Source organism: Streptomyces sp. Je 1-79 (assembly GCF_025195125.1).
Classification (GTDB): Bacteria; Actinomycetota; Actinomycetes; order Streptomycetales; family Streptomycetaceae; genus Streptomyces.
Genome location: NZ_JAMGSL010000001.1, coordinates 221,480 through 242,352 on the forward strand (window position 1 = coordinate 221,480; position 20,873 = coordinate 242,352).

Genomic DNA, 20,873 nt, shown 5'->3' on the forward strand with positions numbered 1-20,873 from the left:
GCTGGGGCCCCTGCGCGTTTCGGCGGGCGGGCCGCCGGCGCCTACGGGGTGTCCGCGCCCCGGGGGTCACGCAGACGTACGGCGAGGGCGGCGATGTCGTCGTCAAGGCCCCTGCTGCTGTGGCGGAGCAGGTCGCGGTGGAGAGCCGTGAGCAGTTCGCGGGGCGGTGTCGAGGGCTGGCGGCGCATCCAGGCCGCCAGCGGGAAGAACTCGCCGTCACGGGCACGGGCCTCGGCGATCCCGTCGGTGTAGAGGAGGAGCACGTCGCCGGGGTCGAAGCCGAAGGTGTCGACGCTGTAGTGATCGCCGATCAGCTCCGCGAGGCTGAGCAGGGGCGAGGGGGCCATGGTCTCGAGGACGCGGAGTCTCCCGCGGTTCAGGAGCAGCGGTGGGGGATGTCCGCAGTTGAGGATGCCGATGCGTCTGCCCTCGTGCGGGATCTCGACGAGAAGGGCGGTGGCGAAGCGTTCCATGGGGCCGTCCGGGGGAAACGCGGCGTTGTAGCGGGTACTGCTGGCGTCCAGTCTGCGCGCGACGTCGACCAGGTCGGCCTCGCCGTACGCCGCCTCCCGGAACGCGTTGACGATCGCCGCGGCCGCCCCCACGGCCGGCAGGCCCTTGCCCCGCACGTCACCGATGAGCAGCCTGACCCCGTACGGCGTATCCACCACCTCGTAGAAGTCCCCGCCGATGCGGGCCTCCGCCGCGGCCGCGAGGTACAGCGACTCGATCTCGACGTTCCCGAACCGGCGGGGCATGGGGCTCAGCACCACCTGCTGCGCCGCGTCGGCGACGAGTCGGACCTGGAAAAGGGTGCGCTCCCGCTGGAGCCGGACATGGCTTCCGTAGGCGGCGGCCACGGTGACCGCGATGATCCCCGCGGCCGTCCACCACGTTCCCAGATCGGGGAAGACGAGGCTGAGGCCGATCATCAGCAGGAGGCAGACCGTCCCGAGCAGGATCGTGGGGAGGACCGGCCACATGGCGGCGGCCAGGGCCGGCGCCGCCGGCAGGAGGCGGCTGAAGGCCATCTCCGGGGGAGTGGCGTAGGCCAGGCTGGCGATCACGACGGTCAGAATGACCGGCGACAGCCGCACAAGCCTCCCCCGGCCGTAGCGCCGACGGAGCCGCGGCCGTCCAGACTCGATCACATTCCCAGACTATCCGCGCAATGGGGGCATGGCGCACTGACGCCTCGCGCCGGCCACGGGGGCCTGCCCGCGCCCGCCGCCTTCCGCGACACGCTTCAGCCGAGTCCGGAGATCCGGAAGACCGTACGGGCGGTCTCCCGGTCGAGGCGCAGGGCCAGCAGGTCCAGCTCGGCGCTTCCCCGGACCAGGGTGCCGCGGGCCACCGACGTCCTGGCGTCCGCTTCCAGACGGTGCCACAGGGGAGGGTTGGCCACGAACACGCGCGGATCGATCTCGGCCCGGGTACCGGTCGTGTCGCAGAGGATCACCCGCTGGGCCACACCGTCGCACCAGCGGACCGAGGTCAGCCGGTCCGTGTGCACGGTCCGCCGTCTCCCCAGGCCGTGGACGGTCAGCCGGCCCGGCGCCGCCTCGATCCGCGGCGGCAGGAGGATCGCGAACACCAGGGCGGAGAACCCGGACCACAGCAGGGCGTGGAACGGGCTCAGGCTGCTGTTCCCCACCTCGACGGTGAGGGACACGCCGAGCAGGACCACCGCGAATCCGATCGCGGCCCGCGCCTCCGACGGCCAGCCCGTGTCGCGGACGGCGCCGGCCGGGTGATCCTCCGACGGTACGAGGGGGAGTTCCATGGAGGGGACGGTAGGGCGGGAAGAGAGCTCCGTCCCGGCGCTTTACGGACTCTCTATGCGGCGGCGACGAGCCTTGACGCGCCATTGACAAGCGATCGAAACGATCAAATCTGTCATTTGTCTGGATCGTTTGAGCGTCTGCGTGTTAGAACCAGCCCGGCCACGTGGCCCCCGCAGTGTTCCCCCTCAGCCAGCAGGAGACCGCAATGACGCGATCCTGGTCCCGCCGCACCTTCCTGCGGACGACCGGCAGTACGGCACTCGTCCTCGGCCTCACCGGAAGCCCGCTGCTGTCCGGACAGGCCGTGGCCGCCGACGAGTTCGGCACCCTGCGCGCCAAGTGGCGCACCCTGGTGCTCGGTGAGGGCTTCAGCCCCACCGCCGAGCCGTTCAGGACCAGGCTGGCCGAGCTCGGCACCCGCGCAGCCGAGCTCCGCGCGACGATGGCTCCGGCCACCGGGTCCCTGTGGCCCGACGCGGTGTGGACCGACCCGGAGCCCGACACCGACCAGGAGTCGTACGGCTACTCGGCCAAGATGAACGAGAACTACTCCCGGCTGCTGACCATGGCCCAGGCCTACCGCCAGCCGGGCACCGGTCTCACCGGCGACACCGGGCTCGCGGCCGACATCGTCACCGGCCTCGACCACCTGTACGACCGGATCTACAACGAGGGCCAGACCCGCTACGGCAACTGGTACAACTGGCAGATCGGCGCACCACAGGCGCTCCTCGACACCTGCGTGCTCATGTACGACCAGCTGTCGGCCACGCAGACAGCGAACCACTGCCGAGCCGTCGACCACTTCGTCCCCGATTCGGCCGTGGGCAGTTACACCGGAACGAGCACCGGTGCCAACCGTGTCGACCTGTGCCGGGTGCTGGTCCTGCGCGGCATCGTCGGGAACAGTTCCGCCAAGGTCACCCTCGCCAGGAACGCGCTCTCGCCCGTCTTCCCGTACGTCACCTCCGGCGACGGCCTCCACGCCGACGGGTCCTTCATCCAGCACACCTCCGTCCCCTACGCCGGCACCTACGGCGCGGTCATGCTCGGCGGCCTCGGCATGCTCTTCGCGCTGCTCGCCGGATCGAGCTGGGCGGTCACCGACCCGAACCGGCAGATCGTCCTCGACGCGGTCGAGAACGCCTGGGCCCCGTTCCTCTACAACGGGCTCGTCATGGACAACGTCTCCGGGCGCGGAGCGAGCCGCGGCATCTCCGCCACCGATCCCAAGCGGATCCAGGCCGACGACCACCTGCGCGGCCACGGCATCCTCGCCTCCATCGTGCTGCTCGGGCAGGGCGCGAGCGCCGCCGAGAACGCCCGCTGGCGGGGCCTGGTCAAGGGCTGGATCCAGCGCGACTACTACAGCCCGCCGCTGAGCGATCCCGCGCTCAGCCTGGTGGGTCTCGCGCGGCTGAAGTCCGTGGCGGAGGACACCTCGGTCTCCGCGATCGCCGAACCCACCGGACACCGGCTCTTCCCGTCCATGGCGCGGGCCACCCATCGCCGCCCCGGCTGGGCCGCCTCGATCAGCATGGCCAACAAGCGCATCACCTACTACGAGACCGGCAACGGCGAGAACCTGCGCGGCTGGCACACGGGCGCCGGAATGCTCTCCTGGTGGGGCGACACCTACGCCAACGGCCAGTACAGCGACGCCTTCTGGCCCACCGTCGACCCGTACCGGCTGCCCGGCACCACCGCCTCGCGCCTCGTGCTCGCGGACGGCGCCGGCGGCGACTGGGGCGCGCCCAAGCCGGACGTCAACTGGGTGGGTGGTGCCACCGACGGCGCCCGGGCCGCCGTCGGCCAGTACCTCAGAGGCCTCCAGAGCACCCTGATGGCGAAGAAGTCCTGGTTCTGCCTGGACGACGCCATCGTCTGCCTGGGAGCGGGCATCACGTGCACCGACCCCGCCCGGGTCGAGTCCGTCGTGGAGAACCGCAACCTCGGACCCGGCGGCACCCACGCCCTCACCGTCGACGGCACGGTGAAGCCGGTCGGCCACCCCTGGTCGGAGACGCTGACGGGGGCCACCTGGGCGCACATCGGCGGGATGGGCGGGTACGTCTTCCCCGGCGGCGCGACGGTCAAGGCCCTGCGCGAGGAGCGGACCGGCCGGTGGAGCGACATCAACCGGTCCATGGCCACCACCCCGATCACCCGCCGGTACCTGACCCTGTGGACCGACCACGGCACCAACCCGTCCGACGCCACCTACGCGTACGTCCTGATGCCCGGCGCGAGCACGACGCAGACCGCGGCGCGCGCCGCCGACACCGGCTGGGTGCAGATCCTCGCCAACACCGACGACCAGCAGGGCGTGCGCGTGCCCTCGCTGGGCTTCACCGGCGTCAACTTCTGGTTCGGCGGCACCGCCGGCGCGCTCACCGCGACCGCTCCCTGCTCCGTCATGATCTCCGAGAAGGGCGACGGGACCGCGGTGATCTGCGTCAGCGACCCGATGCGCATGCAGACCGGTCTCACCCTCACCTGGAACCGGGCCGTGGCCTCCGTGATCTCCAAGCCCTCCACGGTCACCGGAGCAACCACCGGCTCCTCGCTGAACCTCACGTTCGGCGACCTCAGCGGCACCTTCGGTGCCACACAGAGAATCACCGTCAGGCTCGGCTGAGCAGACGGGGCCTCCCCACGGTCCGACACGAGGGCACCGCCCCGCCTCCCTACGCCGGTCCGCGAGGCGCCCGGCCCGCCTCCAGGAGTTCCACCAGCTCCTGGAGGCCGGTCAGGACCCGTCGGCCGGGGCCCGCCTCGACCGGTACGAGCGAGGGGACGGCGGCGACCCGGCAGCCCGCGGCCTCCGCCGCGGCGATGCCCGCCGGGCTGTCCTCCACCGCCAGACAGCCCGCCGGATCGACGCCCAGCGCACGGGCCGCGGTCAGATACGGCTCGGGATGCGGCTTCGTCCGGTCCGTGTCGTCCGCGTCCACCGTCACCTGGAACGACTCGGCGCCGAGCAGCTTGAGCACCGACTCCACGACGGACCGGGGCGAGGCGGTGACGAGCGCCGTCGGGATCCCCATGTCCCTCAGCGTGCCCAGGAGTTCCCTGGCCCCCGGAAGCACGGTGGTCTCCTCCTCGACCGCCGCGAGGAATCGGGCGTCCAGCTCGGTGACAAGGGCGTCGAGCGGGCGCTCGGTACCCGAGACCCGCCGCAGATGGACCGCGGTGTCCTCCACACAGCGACCCACGACCTCGGAGGTGTCCGCGTCGGTCAGCCGGTGTCCGATCCCTTCCGCCACCTCCCGTGCGGTGCGCCACCACAGGGCCTCGGTGTCGACGAGCGTGCCGTCCATGTCCAGGAGGACGGCCTGCGGTTCCGCCGCGAACGGGCGCCCGTCCAGGGTCCAGTGCGAGTCCGCGGGACAGTCCAGCGACGCGAAGACCTGGGCGGCGACGTCCTGGTGGCGGACGTCTCCCACCCGCGCGCCCGCCGGGACGTCGGGTCCGGCGCACGCGATCCAGGCGGTGCGCTCCCGTTCCGAGGGGCCGCCGTGCCCGCCCTCGTCCCGGTGGCCGTGATCCGTGACGACGACGAAGGTCCAGGCCTCCTCGGCGTAGGAGGTCCGGCCGCGCACCGCGGCGAGGAGACGGCCGAGCCGCTCGTCGGCGCGGACGATCGCCCGCTCGTACTCATCGCCGCAGCCGAGGATGTGGGCCGTCTCGTCGACCGCGCCCAGATAGACGAAGGACGCCTCGGGGTCGTACTCGGCGAGCACCCGCACGGCGTCGGCGGTGACCAGCTCGTCGGCCTCCTCCCAGCCCGCGCAGTCGTCGGCTGCCGGGGCGACGTAGCTCACCCGGCCGGGGCCGCGGAACAGGGGACCACCGTTCGCCACCGTCATCAGCGGTTCCCAGGCGGCCGCCACATAGGTGCGCCGGCCGGCGTCCCGCAGCCGGGTCGTGAAGTCGGGGAAGACGGCGAGGCGGTTGCCGCTGAAGTCGTTGCTCCAGACGGCGTGCTTGTCCACGGTCACACCCGTCACGATCGTCGCCCAGCACGGCCCCGACATGGTGGGGGTGCCGGGCTCGACCACGACCGGGGCGAGGAACCCGGCCACGGCGAGGGTGTCCAGGTGGGGTGTGGCGAGCCGCCTCAGCGTGTCGAGGCGCACACCGTCGATGCCGACGACGAGGACGCGGCGGCGAACGGCAACGGGCATGGGTTCCTCCGGAGGGGACGGTGCGAGACGACGCGGGGTGGGCGGGGCCGCCCTGATCGCAGCGGGGGCTGTGCTGCCGGGAGTTGCTCAGAGTGCGCGGAGGACCAGTCGGAGCACGGCGGGTCCCGCGCCCAGCGTGTGCTGCGGCAGCGGACCCGGACCGCAGGACGCGGTCCCGATGCCCTGGTGCGCCACGTCGAGGTTGACGTGCACCCGCTCGCCGGGCACCAGGTCGGTGGTGTGCCGCGCGGCTTCCAGGTCCGTGCTGGTCCAGCGGCGGACCGTCAGGTCGTACGAGGGAAGGCCGCCGATCAGCAGTCCGCCGCCCGCACCGGTGAGGAGGGCCCGCCGGACCGCCCGTCGATTGCCGTTCTCCTGCGGGCGGACGTACGGAGTCTGCAACTCGTCGACCGTGTGCCGGTAGCGGCCGAGCCGCGCCGCGGCGGTCGTGTCCCGGTACGCCTCCCCGGGCCCGAGGCCGTACCAGTCGACCGTGTCGATCCAGCCGGGCAGGGAGAAGCCCACCCCGATCCTGGGCAGCGGACACGGCCACTCACCCTCGGGAGCGATGTCGGCGTCCAGCCACAACGACCGGCCGTCCGACCGCCAGTGACAGGTGGCGCGCACGGCGTGGTCGGCCCCGGCGGGCGCCGTCCGCGTGTGTACCGTCAGCCCCTCGCCCGTCGCCCGGACGCCGAGCACCTTGGTGGTGAGCCGGTGCAGTCCGGCGGCGCGCCAGCGGTCGGCGACCCGGTCACCGAGCAGGTCGTTGTCGGTCGGCGCCCGCCACAGGTCGAGCCGGAGCGCTCCGACGTCGAGCCCGCCGACTTCGAGCAGCCGCCCGTCGGAGGCGTCGAACACGGCGGGGCCGAGGGTGAGCCGGCCACCGGGGCCCGATGCGGCCGGAAGGACGCGGCCGGGCCCCGGGGCAGGCGCCGCGGGGGCGAGGACGGTCTGGCCCCAGGCGATCTCGTGGCCTGCCGGGGCCCAGGGCTCGGGGCCGGCGAGCTCGGCGACGACGGTCAGGGCACGCTCGGCGTCCTTCCGCGGCGGAAGCTCCGGCAGAGGGAGACCCGCACGTTCGCCGGGCGCGAGCACCGGGACGTCGAACACTCCGTCTCCGACGCGTTCGCCGTCGTCCTCGGCCCACCAGCGGAAGCGCAGGTGGGCCGTGTCCCGGAAGTCGTGGCCGTTGCGGATCTCGACGCCTCGTCCGTCGACGCCGATCGTGACCGGCTCGATCACCTTCTTGTACTCGAGGAGCCCGGGGGAGGGTGTCCGGTCGGGGAGGACCAGGCCGTCCGCGACGAAGTTGCCGTCGTGCACCGGCTCCCCGAAGTCGCCGCCGTAGGCGTGGAACACCCGCCCGTCCTCGGTGCGCCGCGCGATGCCGTGATCGATCCACTCCCAGACGAACCCGCCCTGGAGCCGTGGAAACCTCTCGAACAGTCGCTGGTACTCGCTGAGCCCGCCCGGCCCGTTGCCCATGGCGTGCGCGTACTCGCAGAGGATGAACGGCAGGCCGCGCCGGTGCGCGTCGAGCGACGGGTCCTCCGTCGGCGGCTCCTCGCCCCGGCCGATCAGCTCGGTCTCGGCGTGGTCGGCGTACATGCGGCTGTAGACGTCGACGTAGCCGCTGTCCCGGTCGCCCTCGTAGTGGACGGGGCGCGACGGGTCGCGGGTGCGGGCCCACTCCGCCATCGCCGCGAGGTTCCCACCCGTGCCGCTCTCGTTGCCGAGCGACCACATGAGGATGCTCGGATGGTTCTTGTCACGCTCGACGACCCGCCGCATCCGGTCGAGCATGGCCTCCCGCCACCGCTCGTCGCCGCTCGGGTTGCCACGCCAGCCGACCTGCTCGAAGCCGTGGGTCTCCAGGTCGCACTCGTCGACCACCCACAGTCCGTACGCGTCGCACAGGTCGAGGAAGTCGCTGCTCGGCGGGTAGTGGCTGGTGCGCACCGCGTTGATGTTGTGCCGCTTCATGAGCAGCACGTCGCGCAGCATCGTCTCGTACGAGAGCGTCCGGCCGGTCTCCGGATCCCACTCGTGCCGGTTGACACCCCGCAGCAGCAGGGCACGGCCGTTGGCCTTCAGCAGACCGTCCTGGACGACGACCCGCCGGAAACCGACACGCACCGGGATCCGCTCCCCGGCCGCGGTGAGCTCGCCCTCGTACAGGCGCGGCTGCTCGGCGTTCCACGGCTCGACGTCCGCGAAGGTGTGCGGGCCCGCGGGGTCGGCGTCGACGAGGCCGAGTTCCGGTACGGAGAGCCTGGCCGGGCCCGAGGTGTCGACGGACAGGGTGCCGGTGCCGGTGGTGTGGTCGTAGTCCGCGTGGACGAAGAAGTCCTCGACACAGCCCTCGGGCCGGGACAGCAGCCGTACGGGACGGAAGATCCCGGACAGCCACCACATGTCCTGGTCCTCCAGATAGCTGCCGGCCGACCACTGGTGGACGCGTACGGCGACGACGTTGCGCCCGGGGCGCAGCGCGTGCGTCGCGTCGAACTCGGTGGGGACGCGGCTGCCCTTGCCGTCACCGAGCCGGACGCCGTTGAGCCAGACCGCGAAGCAGGAGTCGACGCCCTCGAAGCGCAGCACCCCGCGTCCGGCGGGCCACCCGTCGGGGAGCGTGAAGTCCCTGCGGTACTCGCCCGTCGGGTTCTCGTCGGGCACCCGCGGCGGGTCGATCGGGAAGGGGTAGGTGACGTTGGTGTACGCGGGGGAACCGACGCCCTGGAGCTGCCAGCAGGACGGTACGGGCATCCGGTCCCAGCCGGCGTCGTCGAAGGAAGGGTCCTCGAAGCCCGGGGTGAGGTCCCCGAGCCCGGTGGCGGCCCGGAAGCGCCACTCGCCGTCCAGGACGACGCCTGGCGCGTCCGAGCGGAAGGCGGCCCGCGGCGCCAGCCGGCCGTTGCCGGGGGAGCGGTCCTCGACGTAACGCGTGTCGTGCGGCTGGTGCATGGCGTGTCCTGTGGGGTCATCGGGCCGGGCGGCGGACGGCGGCCGCCCGGCCGGAACGGTCGTCGTCAGGCCGAGCGGGCGAGCTCGTCGGGGCCCACGCCATGGGCGAGGGGCCGGCCCTCGGCGTAGCGCTGCACCTCGTCGGTGGCCCAATGGGCCATCCGTACCAGCTCGTTGCCGAGCGAACCGGCGATGTGCGGGGTGAGCAGGACGTTGGGCAGCGTGTAGAGCGGCGAGCCGGGGGGCAGCACCTCGGGCTCCGTGACGTCGAGCACGGCGTGGATCCGGCCGACCAGCAGCTCCTCGGTGAGCGCGTCGGTGTCGACGAGGGAGCCGCGGGCGGTGTTGATGAGCGTGGCCCCGTCCCGCAGCAGCCCCAGCCGCCGCCGGTCGAACATGTGTCGCGTCTCCGGGAGCTGCGGAGCGTGGATGGAGACCACGCTGCTGTGCCGTACGAGTTCGTCGAGGCCGACCGAGCGCGCGCCGAGCCTCTCGGCCTCGTCCGCCTCCACGTACGGGTCGTACAGCAGGACCTCGAAGTCGAACGGGCGCATCAGGTCGAGCACCCGGCGGCCGACCCGTGAAGCGCCGACGATGCCGACGGTACGGCGGTGGTTGCCGTGGCCCGCGAAGTACGGCAGCAGGGGCACCGCGTCCCGGGCGTCTCGGTAGACCCGGGCGCTGTCGAGGATCCGCTTGCCGGAGAAGAGGATCGTGGCGAGGGTGAACTCCGCGACGGGCAGCGCGTTGGCCCCGGCGGCGGTGGACACGGCGATGCCGCGCTCCCACACGGCCTCGGTGACGTGGTGCTTGACGGAGCCGGCGGCATGGATGACGGCGCGCAGCCGGGGCATCGCGCGCAGCGCGTGCGCGGTGAGCCGCGGGGCGCCCCAGTGGGTGAAGAGCACCTCGGTGTCGGCGAGTGCGGCCGGGTCGGCGTCGCCGAAGTCGCTGACGAACCGGCCGGTCTCCACGGCCGCGACGCGTGCCAGCCGGTCGAGGGCGCCCTCGGCGAGGAGCTGGGCGTGGATGGCGGCGCCCATGGCCAGCAGGGTGCGCGGGCGCTGCGCGCAGGCCGCCGGGGTCGTGTGGTCGTCGGTCAGGACGCAGCCTTCCGGTACGGGCACGGTCACTTCACCGCGCCCGCGGTGAGGCCCGAGCGCCAGAAGCGCTGCAGGCAGACGAAGGCGATGAGGAGCGGGACGACGGCCACGAGCGAACCGGTGATCACCAGGGAGTAGAACTCGGGCTGCAGCTGAGTGGTGCTGTTCCACATGAACAGGCCGAGGTTGACCGGGTACAGCTTGTCGTCGTTGAGCATGACCAGCGCACCGAAGAAGTTGTTCCAGCTTCCGGTGAAGGAGAAGAGGAAGATGGTCATGAAGCCGGGCGAGAGCATCGGCAGCGCGATCCGCGTGAACGTGCGCAGTTCCCCGGCTCCGTCCACACGGGCCGCCTCCAGCACCTCGTTCGGCACGTACCCCTCGGAGAAGACGCGGGCGAGGTAGACGCCGAAGGGGTTGACCAGCGCGGGCAGCAGCAGCGCCCAGTACGTGTTGACCAGGCCGACCTTGGACGCCAGCAGGTACATCGGCAGCTGGATCACCGTGGCGGGGACGAGCAGGCCGCCGAGGACGATCCCGAACAGCTTCTCCTTCCCGCGGAACTCGTACTTGTCGAAGGCGTAGCCGGTGGCGACGCACAGCAGCGTCGAGGCGGCCGAACCGATCACGGAGTAGATGACGCTGTTGCCGAGCCAGCGCAGGTAGATGCCGTCGTTGAAGGTGAAGACCGCGGCCAGGTTGGAGAAGAGGTTGAAGTCGGCGAAGGCGAAGCCGTCGCTGGCGAAGAGGTCGCCGTGGTCCTTGGTGGCGGCGAAAAGCAGCCAGCTGACCGGCATCAGCATGTAGAAGGAGGCGAGGAGCAGCACGCCGTTGACGACGCCCTTGGAGAGCAGGCTGCCCGGGCGCTTCGGGCGGGGCGCGCGGCGCCTGACCGCCGTGGCGGCCGCGCCGGCGGGGGCTTCGGCGGCCGTGGGTTCCTGGATGACCGTGTGAGTACTCATGCCGCCTTCCACCGGTTTCCGATCGTGGTGACGAGGTACGAGAGCACGACGCCGAGGGCGGCGAGCAGGAGGGACGCGGCGGCGGCGAGGCCGTAGTCGTGCTGGAGGAAGGCGGCCTTCCAGATGTACATCGTGGGCGACCACTCGGTGTCGATGGCGGCGGTGCCGCGCTGGCCGAGGAGCTTGGGCTCGGTGAACAGCTGGATGGCGCCGACACAGGTGAACAGGACGGCCATCACGACCGCGGAGGCGATCATGGGCACCTTGATCTGCAGCGCGGTGCGGACCGGCCCGGCCCCGTCGATGTCCGCGGCCTCGATGAGTTCGCGGGGGATGGCCTGGAGGGCGGCGTAGAAGATGATCATGTTGTACCCCGTCCACTGCCAGGCGGTGAGGTTCACGAGGGACGAGTACACGTGGTCGGAGCTGAAGAAGTCCCACGAACCCCCGCCCGCCTCGATCCAGTCGAGCACCGGGCTGAGCCCGGGGGTGTAGAGGTAGATCCACAGGATCGAGGCGATCAGCCCGGGGACGGCGTGCGGCAGGAAGAGCGCGAGCTGGAAGAAGCGCCGGGCGCGTGCCACGGCCGAGTCGATCAGCAGCGCGAGGGCGAGCGCCCCGCCGATCATGACCGGGATGTACAGCGTGCAGTACGTGGCGATGTGCAGGAACGACTCGCGGAAGCCCGCGTCCGAGAGCGCCCGGACGTAGTTCTCGACGCCGGTGAACGCCCGCTCGGTGCCGCCGAAGCCGAGCCCGGACGACTGCTCCGTGAACAGGCTCATCCACACCGCGTAGACGATGGGCGCCGCCGTCATGGCGGCGAAGAGCACGAAGAAGGGGACGATGAACAGGGCGGCTGTGGCGCGCTGGTTGCGCCTGAGCGGCGAACTGCCTTGACGGGTGCGGCCGGTGCGCGGGCCGGCGGCCCGGCTGCTGTCGGCCGTGGGCGGGGGTGCGGCCTTCGCGAGTGGTGCTGCCACGGGTGCTCCTTGGCGGGGTGTGCGCTGCGGCTTCCGGGAGGTGGAACGGCGGGGCCCGGCGGGGTCAGGTACCGGTCCGGGCCCCGCCGGGTCACTCGGCGAGCTTCAGCCCGCGCTCCTGGATGCCCGTCCTGGCCTTGTCCTGGCCGGCGGTGACGCCGCCGGAGAACCCGGACTTGGCGCTCGCGTCCTGGATGGCGGTGTAGACGTCCATCTGGTTCGGGCCCCAGGTCCAGCCGGGCACGATCGTGTCGACCTGCTCGGAGGCCAGCTTGTAGAGGTCCTGGCCGTTGAAGTAAGCGGTGTCGAACTTGGCGGCCGCAACCTCACGCATCTCCGGGTTGGCCGGCAGGGCGCTGCTGGGCTTCGTCGTGTCGCTGAGCCGGGCCTTGACCGCGTCGCCGTTGGTGGTGATCCACTCGATGAACTCGGCCGCGGCCTCGACGTTCTTGCTCCCCTTCAGCACGCCGTAGGAGCTGCCGCCGTAGTTGCCGCTGGCCGGGGTGCCCCAGTTCGGCATGGGCGCGGCGGCCCACTTGCCCTTCAGATCCGGCAGGTTGATCGTCATGCCGGCCGCGGACCAGGAGGCACCGAGGACGGAGAGGGTCCTGCCCTCGATCCGGGCCTTGGTCTCCTCCGGGCTCCAGCCGGTGTAGGACTGCACCAGGTCGTTCTTGACCATGTCGTCCCAGTACGCGGCGACCTTCTTGGACGCGGCGTCGTCGACGCCGGGCTTCCACGCGTCGCCCTCGGTGCTGAACCACTTGCCGCCGGCCTGCCAGGAGAGCGCCGCGAGCAGGGCAGGGTCGGCCGTGGTCATGTTGGCCAGCCGGACGTTCTTGTCCGCCTTCTTGACCTTCTCGGCGGCGACTCTGAACTCGTCCCAGGTCTTGGGGACCTCGATGCCGTACTTCTTGAACAGGTCCGTCCGGTAGTAGTAGATCTGCGGAGCCGCGTCGAACGGAACGGTCCAGGTCTTGCCGCCGAAGGTCACCAGGTCCTGGATGGCCTTGGGGAACTTCTCCTTCACGGTGTCGCCGGCGTGCTCCGTCAGGTCGACGAGGTTCCCCTGGCTCGCGAACTCCGGGACCATCTGGTACTCGATGGTCGCCACGTCCGGCGCGTTGCCCGCCTTCACGCCGTTGGCGAGCTTGCCGTAGCCCTCCGCGCCACCGGGGATCTCGGTGAACTTGACCTGGATGTCCTTGTGGGTCCGGTTGAACTCCTCGACCGTGGCCTTGGCGCCGCCTGTCCAGGTCCAGTAGGTGAGGGTGACCGGCTTGCCGTCCGAAGCGGCGTCGGACGAACCGTCGCCTCCACCGCACGCGGTGGCGAACAGGCCGAGGGCGGCGAGGGTGGCGGTGGCGGCTATGCGGAACGAACGTGAACTGCGCGACATGGCACGGCTCCTACGGAGACCTCGATGGGAGAGAGGCGAACGTGGGACATCTTTTTCGCCAACTCGATCACCGTCAAGAGCAAACGCACAAGACAATCAAAACGATCGAGTCACGATCAACAAGCTCATCCGGCGTCCGACGGCCGCCGCAGAGCTCCGCAGGAGGCCCGTATCCTCAACTTCGGCAGCAGGTCCATGTGTTGGCGCGGCTCCGGTTCCCTGCCCGAGCTCCGCTCGGCCAGCCGCTGGAGCAGCAGTTTCGCCGCCAGCTCGCCGACCGCCTGCTTCGGCGGGGCGATCGCCGTCAGCGGTACGTCCGCCAGCGCGGCCACCTCGTCCTCGTACGCGATCAGCGCGAGGTCCTCCGGAACGCTGACGCCGCGCGCCTGCAGCCGGGGCACCAGCACGATCGCGTCCTCGTCGCTGTGCACCAGGGCGGCCGTGACGCCGTGACGCTCGACGGCCTCGACGAGGTACTCCGCGACCTCGTCGTACTGCTCCCCCGACGTGCGGACGAACGGCGAGCCCGGGACGGTCGCCAGGTCCATCGACCGCGCCGCGTTCAGGAACCCGGCGGTGATGCCCGCCGCGTGCGGGCCGTCCTGGAGCACGGCGGCGACCGAACGGTGGCCGAGCGACGCGAAATGGCTCACGGCCAGGGCGGCGCCGTGCGCACGGTCGGTGCGCACCCGGTCGAGCAGGGCCGCCGGATTGACGGCCGGCGCCGTACGCTCCACCAGCACGGTCGGCGCCTCGCAGGCCATCAGCCACGCCTCCTGGCCGTCGGCGGGCGCCCCGCCGAACCAGCTGGGCGCCACCAGTAGACCCTCGGCGCCGCTGGTCAGCAGATGCTCGGCCTGGACGGGATCCTCGCTGTCGACGTACCCGGACACGCCGAGCACCAGCCGGCCCCCCTGCGCCTCGACCGCCCTGCGGGCCCCGCTGACGACGTCGCCGAAGATGTACCTGGTCGTCGGCACGATCATTCCGATCACCCGGCCGCCGCCGGCCTCCGGCTGCTCCGCGCGGGCGTCACCCGGCCAGACCACCGCGCCGTGCATGCGCTGCACCTTGCCCTGGGCGGCCAGGGCGTCCACGTCCCGCCGCAGGGTCACCGGGGAGACGCCGAGCTCGGCCGCGAGCTCGGTGACCCGGATGCTGCCGCGGGCGCGGACGAGTTCGAGTACCCGGTCGTGGCGATGGTCGACATGGTGTCGCATGGCTCCCCCTGGAGCGGTACGGAGGCGTCACCGTACGCCTTTGACCGCTAGCGTATCGATCGATTGCGATCGAATCGATCAGAATGCGGAGCCTGGGCTCAGGAGGGGAGGGCCACCTCGACGACGGTGCCGGTCTCGCGGGCGCGTTCCGCGGCGAGTACGGACAGGTGGCTGAGCAAGGACTCGCGCGGGCCGGAGGAGACGAGCGAGGGATCTTCGGCGGCGACCGCCGCGACGAAGGCGCCCATCAGGCCTTCGTCGCCGCCGCCGTGACCCCCGCCGGCGGACATGTCCCCGGCGGGGGAGGTGTCGACCTCCTCGGTGAGCCCCGTGCGGAAGTCGTGGATCCGCAACGTGCGGCCGTCGCCGCGGATCTCACCGCGGGTGCCGAAGATCTGGGTGCGGCGGTTGGCCATCTCCGTGAAGCCGGTCATCGTGAAGGTGGCGGTGGCGCCGCCCGCGAACTCCATCGCGACGACCTGGTGGTCCACGACGTCGTTGTCGCAGGCGTACACGCATCGGCCGTAGGGGCCGGTGCGCAGGGCGTCGTCCAGGGCGGGCCCGGTGAACTCGTCGAGCACGACGGACAGCGGCCAGCCCGTGTCGCCGGCGGCGAGCCGGTCGCCGTAGAACCGCACCGCGTCGAAGGCGCACCCGCCGCGCACGGGGCATTCCACGCAGCGGTCGGCAGCGTCCGGGGGGCGGTTGGCGGGCGTGAAGTGCGTGAGGCGGCCGAAGCTGGAGACGCGGGCCGGCGGCTCCCCGACGATGTACTGGAGCCAGTCCAGGTCGTGGCAGGACTTCGCCATCAGCATGGACGTGGCCTCGTCCGTACGCCGCCCGTTTCCGCGGACGAACGAATGCGCCTGGTGCCAGTGCCCGACCGGCTCCAGGTGCTGCACGCTGACGACGTCCCCGATCCGGCCCGCGTCGAGGATGCCCTTCAGCGTCCGGGTGTACGGCGTGTACCGCAGGACGTGGCCGACGGCCAGGATCACTCCGGCCTTCTCGACGGCGTCGACGACGGCGCGGCAGGACGCCTCGTCCAGGGCCATCGGCTTCTCCAGCATGATGTGGTAACCCTGCGCGGCGAACGCCAGAGCGGGCTCCAGATGGTCGCGGTCCAGGGTGCAGAGCAGTACCGCGTCCGCGATGCGTCCCCGCGCCGCGATCTGGCGCCAGTCCGCCGCGGTGGCGTCGGCGACGAGGCCGTGCTCGGCGGCGAACCGCTCGCGCCGCACGGGCAACGGCTCGGCCACGGCCACGACCCGCGCGCGGTCCGGATGACGCAGCGCGTAGCGGGCGTGACCGGTTCCGCGGTCACCCGCGCCGACCACCAGCAGTGTCGTCGCGTGGGGCATGGGTCGCTCCTTCTGTCGCGGTGAATCGGGAGGGGGTGCTCGCCCGGGTGGTCCGTTCCCCACAGGTGCGTACGGGATGCGTAAAGAGCGTGCTGAGCGGCGTATGGGAGCCGTTAACGCAGGCCGCGGGCTGGCTGAAAAGCGGTTTCCTCATCACGTCCGAGAATCCGTTCTTCACTCAGGAGCTCACGATGGCCGACCTGGCCTTCGTCGTCACCACGATCGCGGTCTTCGCGCTGGTGGCTCTCATCGCCAAGGGGGTGGCAAAGCTGTGAACGCCGAGAACATCGTTGGCCTGATCGTGGCCGTCGCCCTGCTGGTCTATCTCGTCCTCGCCCTCCTCAAGCCGGAGAGGTTCTGAGTACGGATATGAGCCCCGTTCTTGCTGGTGTCCTCCAGCTCCTCGCGCTGATCGCCGCGCTCGGCCTCGCCTACCGGCCGCTCGGCGACCACATGGCCCGGGTCTACTCCTCCGACAAGCATCTGCGGGTCGAGAAGTGGATCTACAAGGGCATCGGCGCCAACCCGAACGCGGAGATGCGCTGGCCCGCCTACCTGCGCGGTGTCCTCGCCTTCTCCGCGGTGAGCGTCGTTTTCCTCTACCTGCTCCAGCGGGTACAGGGCTCGCTCCCCGGCTCGCTCGGCTTCGCCTCGATCGACCCGGACCAGGCGTTCAACACGGCCGCGTCCTTCGTGGCGAACACGAACTGGCAGTCGTACTACGGCGAGCAGGCGATGGGCCACGTCGTCCAGACCGGCGGCCTGGCCGTGCAGAACTTCGTCTCGGCCGCGGTGGGCATCGCGGTCGCGGTCGCCCTCGTCCGCGGCTTCGCCCGGTCCCGTACCGGTGAGCTGGGCAACTTCTGGGCCGACCTGGTCCGCGGCACGGTCCGCATCCTGCTGCCGATCGCGGTGATCGGCGCGCTCGTCCTGGTCGCCTGCGGTGCGATCCAGAACTTCTCCGGCATCCACGAGGTCGGCCAGTTCACGGGCGGCACGCAGCAGTGGAACGGCGGCGCGGTGGCCTCGCAGGAGGTGATCAAGGAGCTGGGCACCAACGGCGGCGGTTACTTCAACGCCAACTCCGCCCACCCCTTCGAGAACCCCAACGGGCTCTCCAACCTCTTCGAGATCTTCCTGATCCTCGTCATCCCGTTCGCGCTGACGCGGACGTTCGGCCGGATGGTCGGCTCGCTCAAGCAGGGCTACGCGATCCTCGCGACGATGGCGACGATCTGGCTCGGCTTCACCGCGCTGATGATGTGGACCGAGTTCCACCACGGTGGCCCGGCGTTCGACCTGGCCGGCGGCGCGATGGAGGGCAAGGAGACCCGGTTCGGGATCGGCGGCTCGTCGCTCTTCGCCGTGGCCACCACGCTGACCTCCACCGGCGCGGTCAACTCCTTCCACTCCTCCTTCACCGGTTTCGGCGGCGGCATCACCATGCTGGGCATGCAGCTCGGCGAGATCGCGCCCGGCGGTGTCGGCTCCGGCCTCTACGGCATGCTGATCATGGCCGTCATCGCGGTGTTCATCGCCGGTCTGATGGTCGGCCGCACCCCCGAGTACCTGGGCAAGAAGATCGGCACCCGCGAGATCAAGTTCGCGGCCTGCTACATCCTCGTCACCCCGGCGCTGGTGCTCTGCTTCACGGCGGCCTCGTTCGCCCTGGACACCCCGGCGAACTCGATGACGAACTCCGGGGCGCACGGCTTCTCCGAGATCCTCTACGCCTTCACCTCCGGCGCCAACAACAACGGCTCGGCGTTCGCCGGCCTGAACGCCGACACCCAGTGGTTCAACTCGACGATCGGCATCGCCATGCTGCTCGGCCGGTTCCTGCCGATGGTGTTCGTCCTCGCGCTGGCCGGTTCGCTCGCCGAGCAGAGGCCGGTCCCGGAGACCGCGGGCACGCTGCGCACCGAGAAACCGCTGTTCACCGGTCTGCTGGTCGGCACGATCATGATCATCGCCGGTCTCACCTACTTCCCGGCCCTGGCCCTCGGCCCGCTCGCCGAAGGGCTCGCGGCATGACCATCGACGTAAAGAACCACGAGGACGCCATGTCCACCACAGCCACTCCGGCCAAGGCGCCGCACGGCGACCTGCCTGGCGGCCACCAGCCGGCCGGACGCGTCGGCGGGGGCCTGTTCGACCCCAAGCAGCTGGTCACGTCCTTCCCGGACGCGATCAGGAAGCTCGACCCGCGTGTGATGGTCAAGTCCCCGGTCATGTTCGTGGTGCTGATCGGTTCGGTGGTCACCACCGTCCTGGCGCTTCTGAACCCGGGGGACTGGTTCGGCTGGGCCATCACGGCCTGGCTGTGGCTGACCACGATCTTCGCCAACCTGGCGGAGGCGGTCGCCGAGGGCCGCGGCAAGGCGCAGGCCGACACCCTGCGCAAGGCAAAGACCGACACCGTCGCCCGTCGCGTCGTCGGGAAGGACGAGGAGCGGGTGCCCGGCACCGAGCTGCGCATCGGCGACCTGGTGGTCTGCGAGGCCGGCGACATCATCCCTGGCGACGGTGACGTCGTCGAGGGTGTCGCGAGCGTCGACGAGTCGGCGATCACCGGCGAGTCGGCTCCGGTCATCCGCGAGTCCGGCGGTGACCGCTCCGCGGTGACCGGCGGCACGAAGGTCCTCTCCGACCGGATCGTCGTCAAGATCACCACCAGGCCGGGCGAGACCTTCATCGACCGGATGATCCATCTCGTCGAGGGCGCGGCCCGCCAGAAGACACCGAACGAGATCGCCCTCAACATCCTGCTGGCCTCGCTGACGATCGTCTTCCTGCTCGCCGTCGTCACGCTGAAGCCCTTCGCCATCTACGCGGGCGCCGACGAGCAGACCTCCCTGATCGTCCTGACCGCGCTCCTCGTCTGCCTCATCCCGACGACGATCGGCGCGCTGCTCTCCGCGATCGGCATCGCCGGCATGGACCGTCTCGTGCAGCGCAACGTGCTCGCGATGTCGGGCCGTGCGGTCGAGGCCGCGGGCGACGTCTCCACGCTGCTCCTGGACAAGACGGGCACGATCACGCTCGGCAACAGGCAGGCGTCGGAGTTCGTCCCCGTCCCGGGCACCACCGAGGCCGAACTCGCGGACTCCGCCCAGCTCTCCTCGCTCGCCGACGAGACGCCCGAGGGGCGCTCGATCGTGGTCCTCGCGAAGGAGAGGTACGGCCTGCGGGAGCGCCACCAGGGCGAGCTCGCCGGCGCCGAATGGATCGCCTTCACCGCGCAGACCCGTATGTCCGGCGTCGACGTGGACGGACGCAAGGTCCGCAAGGGCGCGACCGGCTCGGTCGTGGCGTGGGTGAAGGAGCGGGGCGGGAATGTCTCGGAGGACGCGCAGGCGCTCACCGACCGGATTTCCCAGGCTGGTGGCACGCCGCTGCTGGTGGCTGTGGAGGACGGCGAGGGCGCGCGGGTCCTGGGCGTCATCCACCTGAAGGACGTCGTCAAGGAGGGCATGCGGGAGCGCTTCGACGAGCTGCGCCGCATGGGCATCAGGACGGTCATGATCACGGGCGACAACCCGCTGACCGCGAAGGCCATCGCCGAGGAGGCGGGTGTCGACGACTTCCTCGCCGAGGCCACCCCCGAGGACAAGATGGCCCTCATCAAGCGCGAGCAGGCCGGCGGCAAGCTGGTGGCGATGACCGGTGACGGCACGAACGACGCCCCCGCGCTCGCCCAGGCCGATGTCGGCGTGGCGATGAACACCGGTACCTCGGCCGCCAAGGAGGCCGGGAACATGGTGGACCTGGACTCCAACCCGACGAAGCTCATCGAGATCGTCGAGATCGGCAAGCAGCTCCTCATCACCCGGGGCGCGCTCACCACGTTCTCGATCGCCAACGACGTCGCGAAGTACTTCGCGATCATCCCCGCGATGTTCGCGGTCGCCTACCCGTCGCTGGACAGGCTCAACATCATGGGCCTGGCCTCGCCGGAGTCCGCGATCCTGTCCGCCGTCATCTTCAACGCGCTGATCATCATCGCGCTCGTCCCGCTCGCCCTGAAGGGTGTCCGGTACCGGCCGACGAGCGCGGACAAGATGCTCCGCCGGAACCTGGGGATCTACGGCCTGGGCGGCCTGATCGCCCCGTTCATCGGCATCAAGATCATCGACCTCCTCCTCTCCCTCATCCCCGGAATCGGTTAGCCATGAACAACTCCGTAGGAAACGCAGGGCGTCTGCTCTGGGCAGGGCTCCGCGCGCTGCTCGTCCTGACCGTGGTGACGGGCGTGCTCTACCCGCTGGCCGTCACGGGCATCGCCCAGGTCGCGTTCGACGACAAGGCCAACGGCTCCGAGATCAAGGACGCGAGCGGAAGGGTCGTCGGCTCCGAACTCATCGGCCAGGCCTACGACCTGCCCCTGAAGGACGGGGAGGAGACGGCCACGCCGGACCTGAGGTGGTTCCAGCCCCGCCCCTCGAACGGCCTGGGCACCAACAGCGTCAACACCCAGTACTCGATCATCCTCTCCGGCGCGACGAACCGCTCGGGCGACAACGAGGACCTGATCCAGTGGGTGACCGATGCCAAGGCGGCCGTGGTCAAGGACAACTCCACCGCCGACCACAAGGTGAAGCCCGAGGACGTGCCGGCCGAGGCCGTCACCTCCTCCGGCTCCGGCCTCGACCCGCACATCTCCCCGGAGTACGCCGAACTCCAGGTCCACCGCGTGGCGGAGAAGAACCGTCTCACCGTCGCCCAGGTCGACAAGCTCGTCGCCGACCACACCGACGACCGGATCCTCGGCTTCATCGGCGAACCGCGCGTCAACGTCCTCCAGCTCAACATCGCTCTCAAGCAGCTGGTGGACAAGGGCTGACGGCCCGACCCCTCCGGCCCCGACCGCGCGTAGCGGGAGCCGGCGCGCCCTGGCACGTCCAGGG

General features: G+C 70.9%; 16 protein-coding genes. 6 read left to right on the forward strand and 10 right to left on the reverse strand.

Annotated elements, in window-relative coordinates; translation table 11 throughout:
- Positions 1-41: 41 nt before the first annotated feature.
- Together M5362_RS00905 and M5362_RS00910 are read right to left on the reverse strand one after the other, a co-directional pair.
- Positions 42-1,151 (reverse strand): PP2C family protein-serine/threonine phosphatase, encoded by a 1,110-nt coding sequence (locus tag M5362_RS00905; protein WP_260225261.1) that lies wholly within the window; start codon positions 1,149-1,151, stop codon positions 42-44.
- A gap of 95 nt (positions 1,152-1,246) precedes the next feature.
- The gene (locus M5362_RS00910) at positions 1,247-1,783 is read right to left on the reverse strand and encodes a hypothetical protein (protein WP_260225263.1); all 537 of its coding nucleotides are present in this window, start codon (positions 1,781-1,783) and stop codon (positions 1,247-1,249) included.
- Between the two features lie 206 nt (positions 1,784-1,989).
- On the opposite strand from M5362_RS00910, the gene M5362_RS00915 reads away from it, so the two are divergent.
- The gene (locus M5362_RS00915) at positions 1,990-4,422 is read left to right on the forward strand and encodes a polysaccharide lyase 8 family protein (protein ID WP_260225264.1); all 2,433 of its coding nucleotides are present in this window, start codon (positions 1,990-1,992) and stop codon (positions 4,420-4,422) included.
- 49 nt (positions 4,423-4,471) lie between these two features.
- On the opposite strand, the gene M5362_RS00920 is transcribed toward M5362_RS00915, so the two are convergent.
- The 8 genes from M5362_RS00920 to M5362_RS00955 all read right to left on the reverse strand — a co-directional run bounded on the left by M5362_RS00920 (position 4,472) and on the right by M5362_RS00955 (position 15,966).
- On the reverse strand, positions 4,472-5,971 hold the full coding sequence (locus M5362_RS00920; protein WP_260225265.1) for an HAD-IA family hydrolase: 1,500 nt from the start codon (positions 5,969-5,971) through the stop codon (positions 4,472-4,474).
- Positions 5,972-6,058: 87 nt separating this feature from the next.
- Positions 6,059-8,938 (reverse strand): glycoside hydrolase family 2 TIM barrel-domain containing protein, encoded by a 2,880-nt coding sequence (locus M5362_RS00925; RefSeq protein ID WP_260225266.1) that lies wholly within the window; start codon positions 8,936-8,938, stop codon positions 6,059-6,061.
- Between the two features lie 65 nt (positions 8,939-9,003).
- Entirely contained in the window at positions 9,004-9,981 is a 978-nt protein-coding gene (locus M5362_RS00930; RefSeq protein ID WP_260225678.1) for a hydroxyacid dehydrogenase, read from the reverse strand.
- 86 nt (positions 9,982-10,067) lie between these two features.
- A complete protein-coding gene (locus tag M5362_RS00935; RefSeq protein ID WP_260225267.1) occupies positions 10,068-11,003 on the reverse strand; it encodes a carbohydrate ABC transporter permease in 936 nt (311 codons plus the stop codon).
- Positions 11,000-11,821, reverse strand: coding sequence for a carbohydrate ABC transporter permease (locus M5362_RS00940; protein ID WP_261365494.1), 822 nt, complete (start codon positions 11,819-11,821; stop codon positions 11,000-11,002). The genes M5362_RS00935 and M5362_RS00940 overlap by 4 nt, the downstream gene beginning before the upstream one ends.
- Before the next feature lie 256 nt (positions 11,822-12,077).
- Positions 12,078-13,385 carry an ABC transporter substrate-binding protein gene (locus M5362_RS00945; protein WP_260225269.1) on the reverse strand — a complete coding sequence of 436 codons (1,308 nt, stop codon included), beginning with the start codon at positions 13,383-13,385 and terminating at the stop codon, positions 12,078-12,080.
- A gap of 125 nt (positions 13,386-13,510) precedes the next feature.
- Entirely contained in the window at positions 13,511-14,605 is a 1,095-nt protein-coding gene (locus M5362_RS00950) for a substrate-binding domain-containing protein (protein ID WP_260225270.1), read from the reverse strand.
- A gap of 98 nt (positions 14,606-14,703) precedes the next feature.
- Positions 14,704-15,966, reverse strand: coding sequence for a Gfo/Idh/MocA family protein (locus tag M5362_RS00955; RefSeq protein ID WP_260225271.1), 1,263 nt, complete (start codon positions 15,964-15,966; stop codon positions 14,704-14,706).
- An 89-nt stretch (positions 15,967-16,055) separates the two neighbouring features.
- On the opposite strand from M5362_RS00955, the gene M5362_RS00960 reads away from it, so the two are divergent.
- From M5362_RS00960 to M5362_RS00980, 5 genes are read left to right on the forward strand one after another with little or no spacing between them, the layout of a single operon-like run.
- On the forward strand, positions 16,056-16,241 hold the full coding sequence (locus M5362_RS00960) for a hypothetical protein (RefSeq protein WP_260225272.1): 186 nt from the start codon (positions 16,056-16,058) through the stop codon (positions 16,239-16,241).
- Positions 16,238-16,327: a K(+)-transporting ATPase subunit F gene (gene kdpF / locus M5362_RS00965; RefSeq protein WP_260225274.1), complete on the forward strand. Its 90-nt coding sequence runs from the start codon at positions 16,238-16,240 to the stop codon at positions 16,325-16,327. Before M5362_RS00960 ends, kdpF begins: the two co-directional genes overlap by 4 nt.
- An 8-nt stretch (positions 16,328-16,335) precedes the next feature.
- Positions 16,336-18,000: a potassium-transporting ATPase subunit KdpA gene (kdpA, locus tag M5362_RS00970; RefSeq protein WP_260225275.1), complete on the forward strand. Its 1,665-nt coding sequence runs from the start codon at positions 16,336-16,338 to the stop codon at positions 17,998-18,000.
- Positions 17,997-20,135 (forward strand): potassium-transporting ATPase subunit KdpB, encoded by a 2,139-nt coding sequence (gene kdpB, locus M5362_RS00975; RefSeq protein WP_260225276.1) that lies wholly within the window; start codon positions 17,997-17,999, stop codon positions 20,133-20,135. Before kdpA ends, kdpB begins: the two co-directional genes overlap by 4 nt.
- Positions 20,136-20,137: 2 nt before the next feature.
- Entirely contained in the window at positions 20,138-20,809 is a 672-nt protein-coding gene (locus tag M5362_RS00980) for a potassium-transporting ATPase subunit C (RefSeq protein ID WP_260225277.1), read from the forward strand.
- Positions 20,810-20,873: the final 64 nt, after the last annotated feature.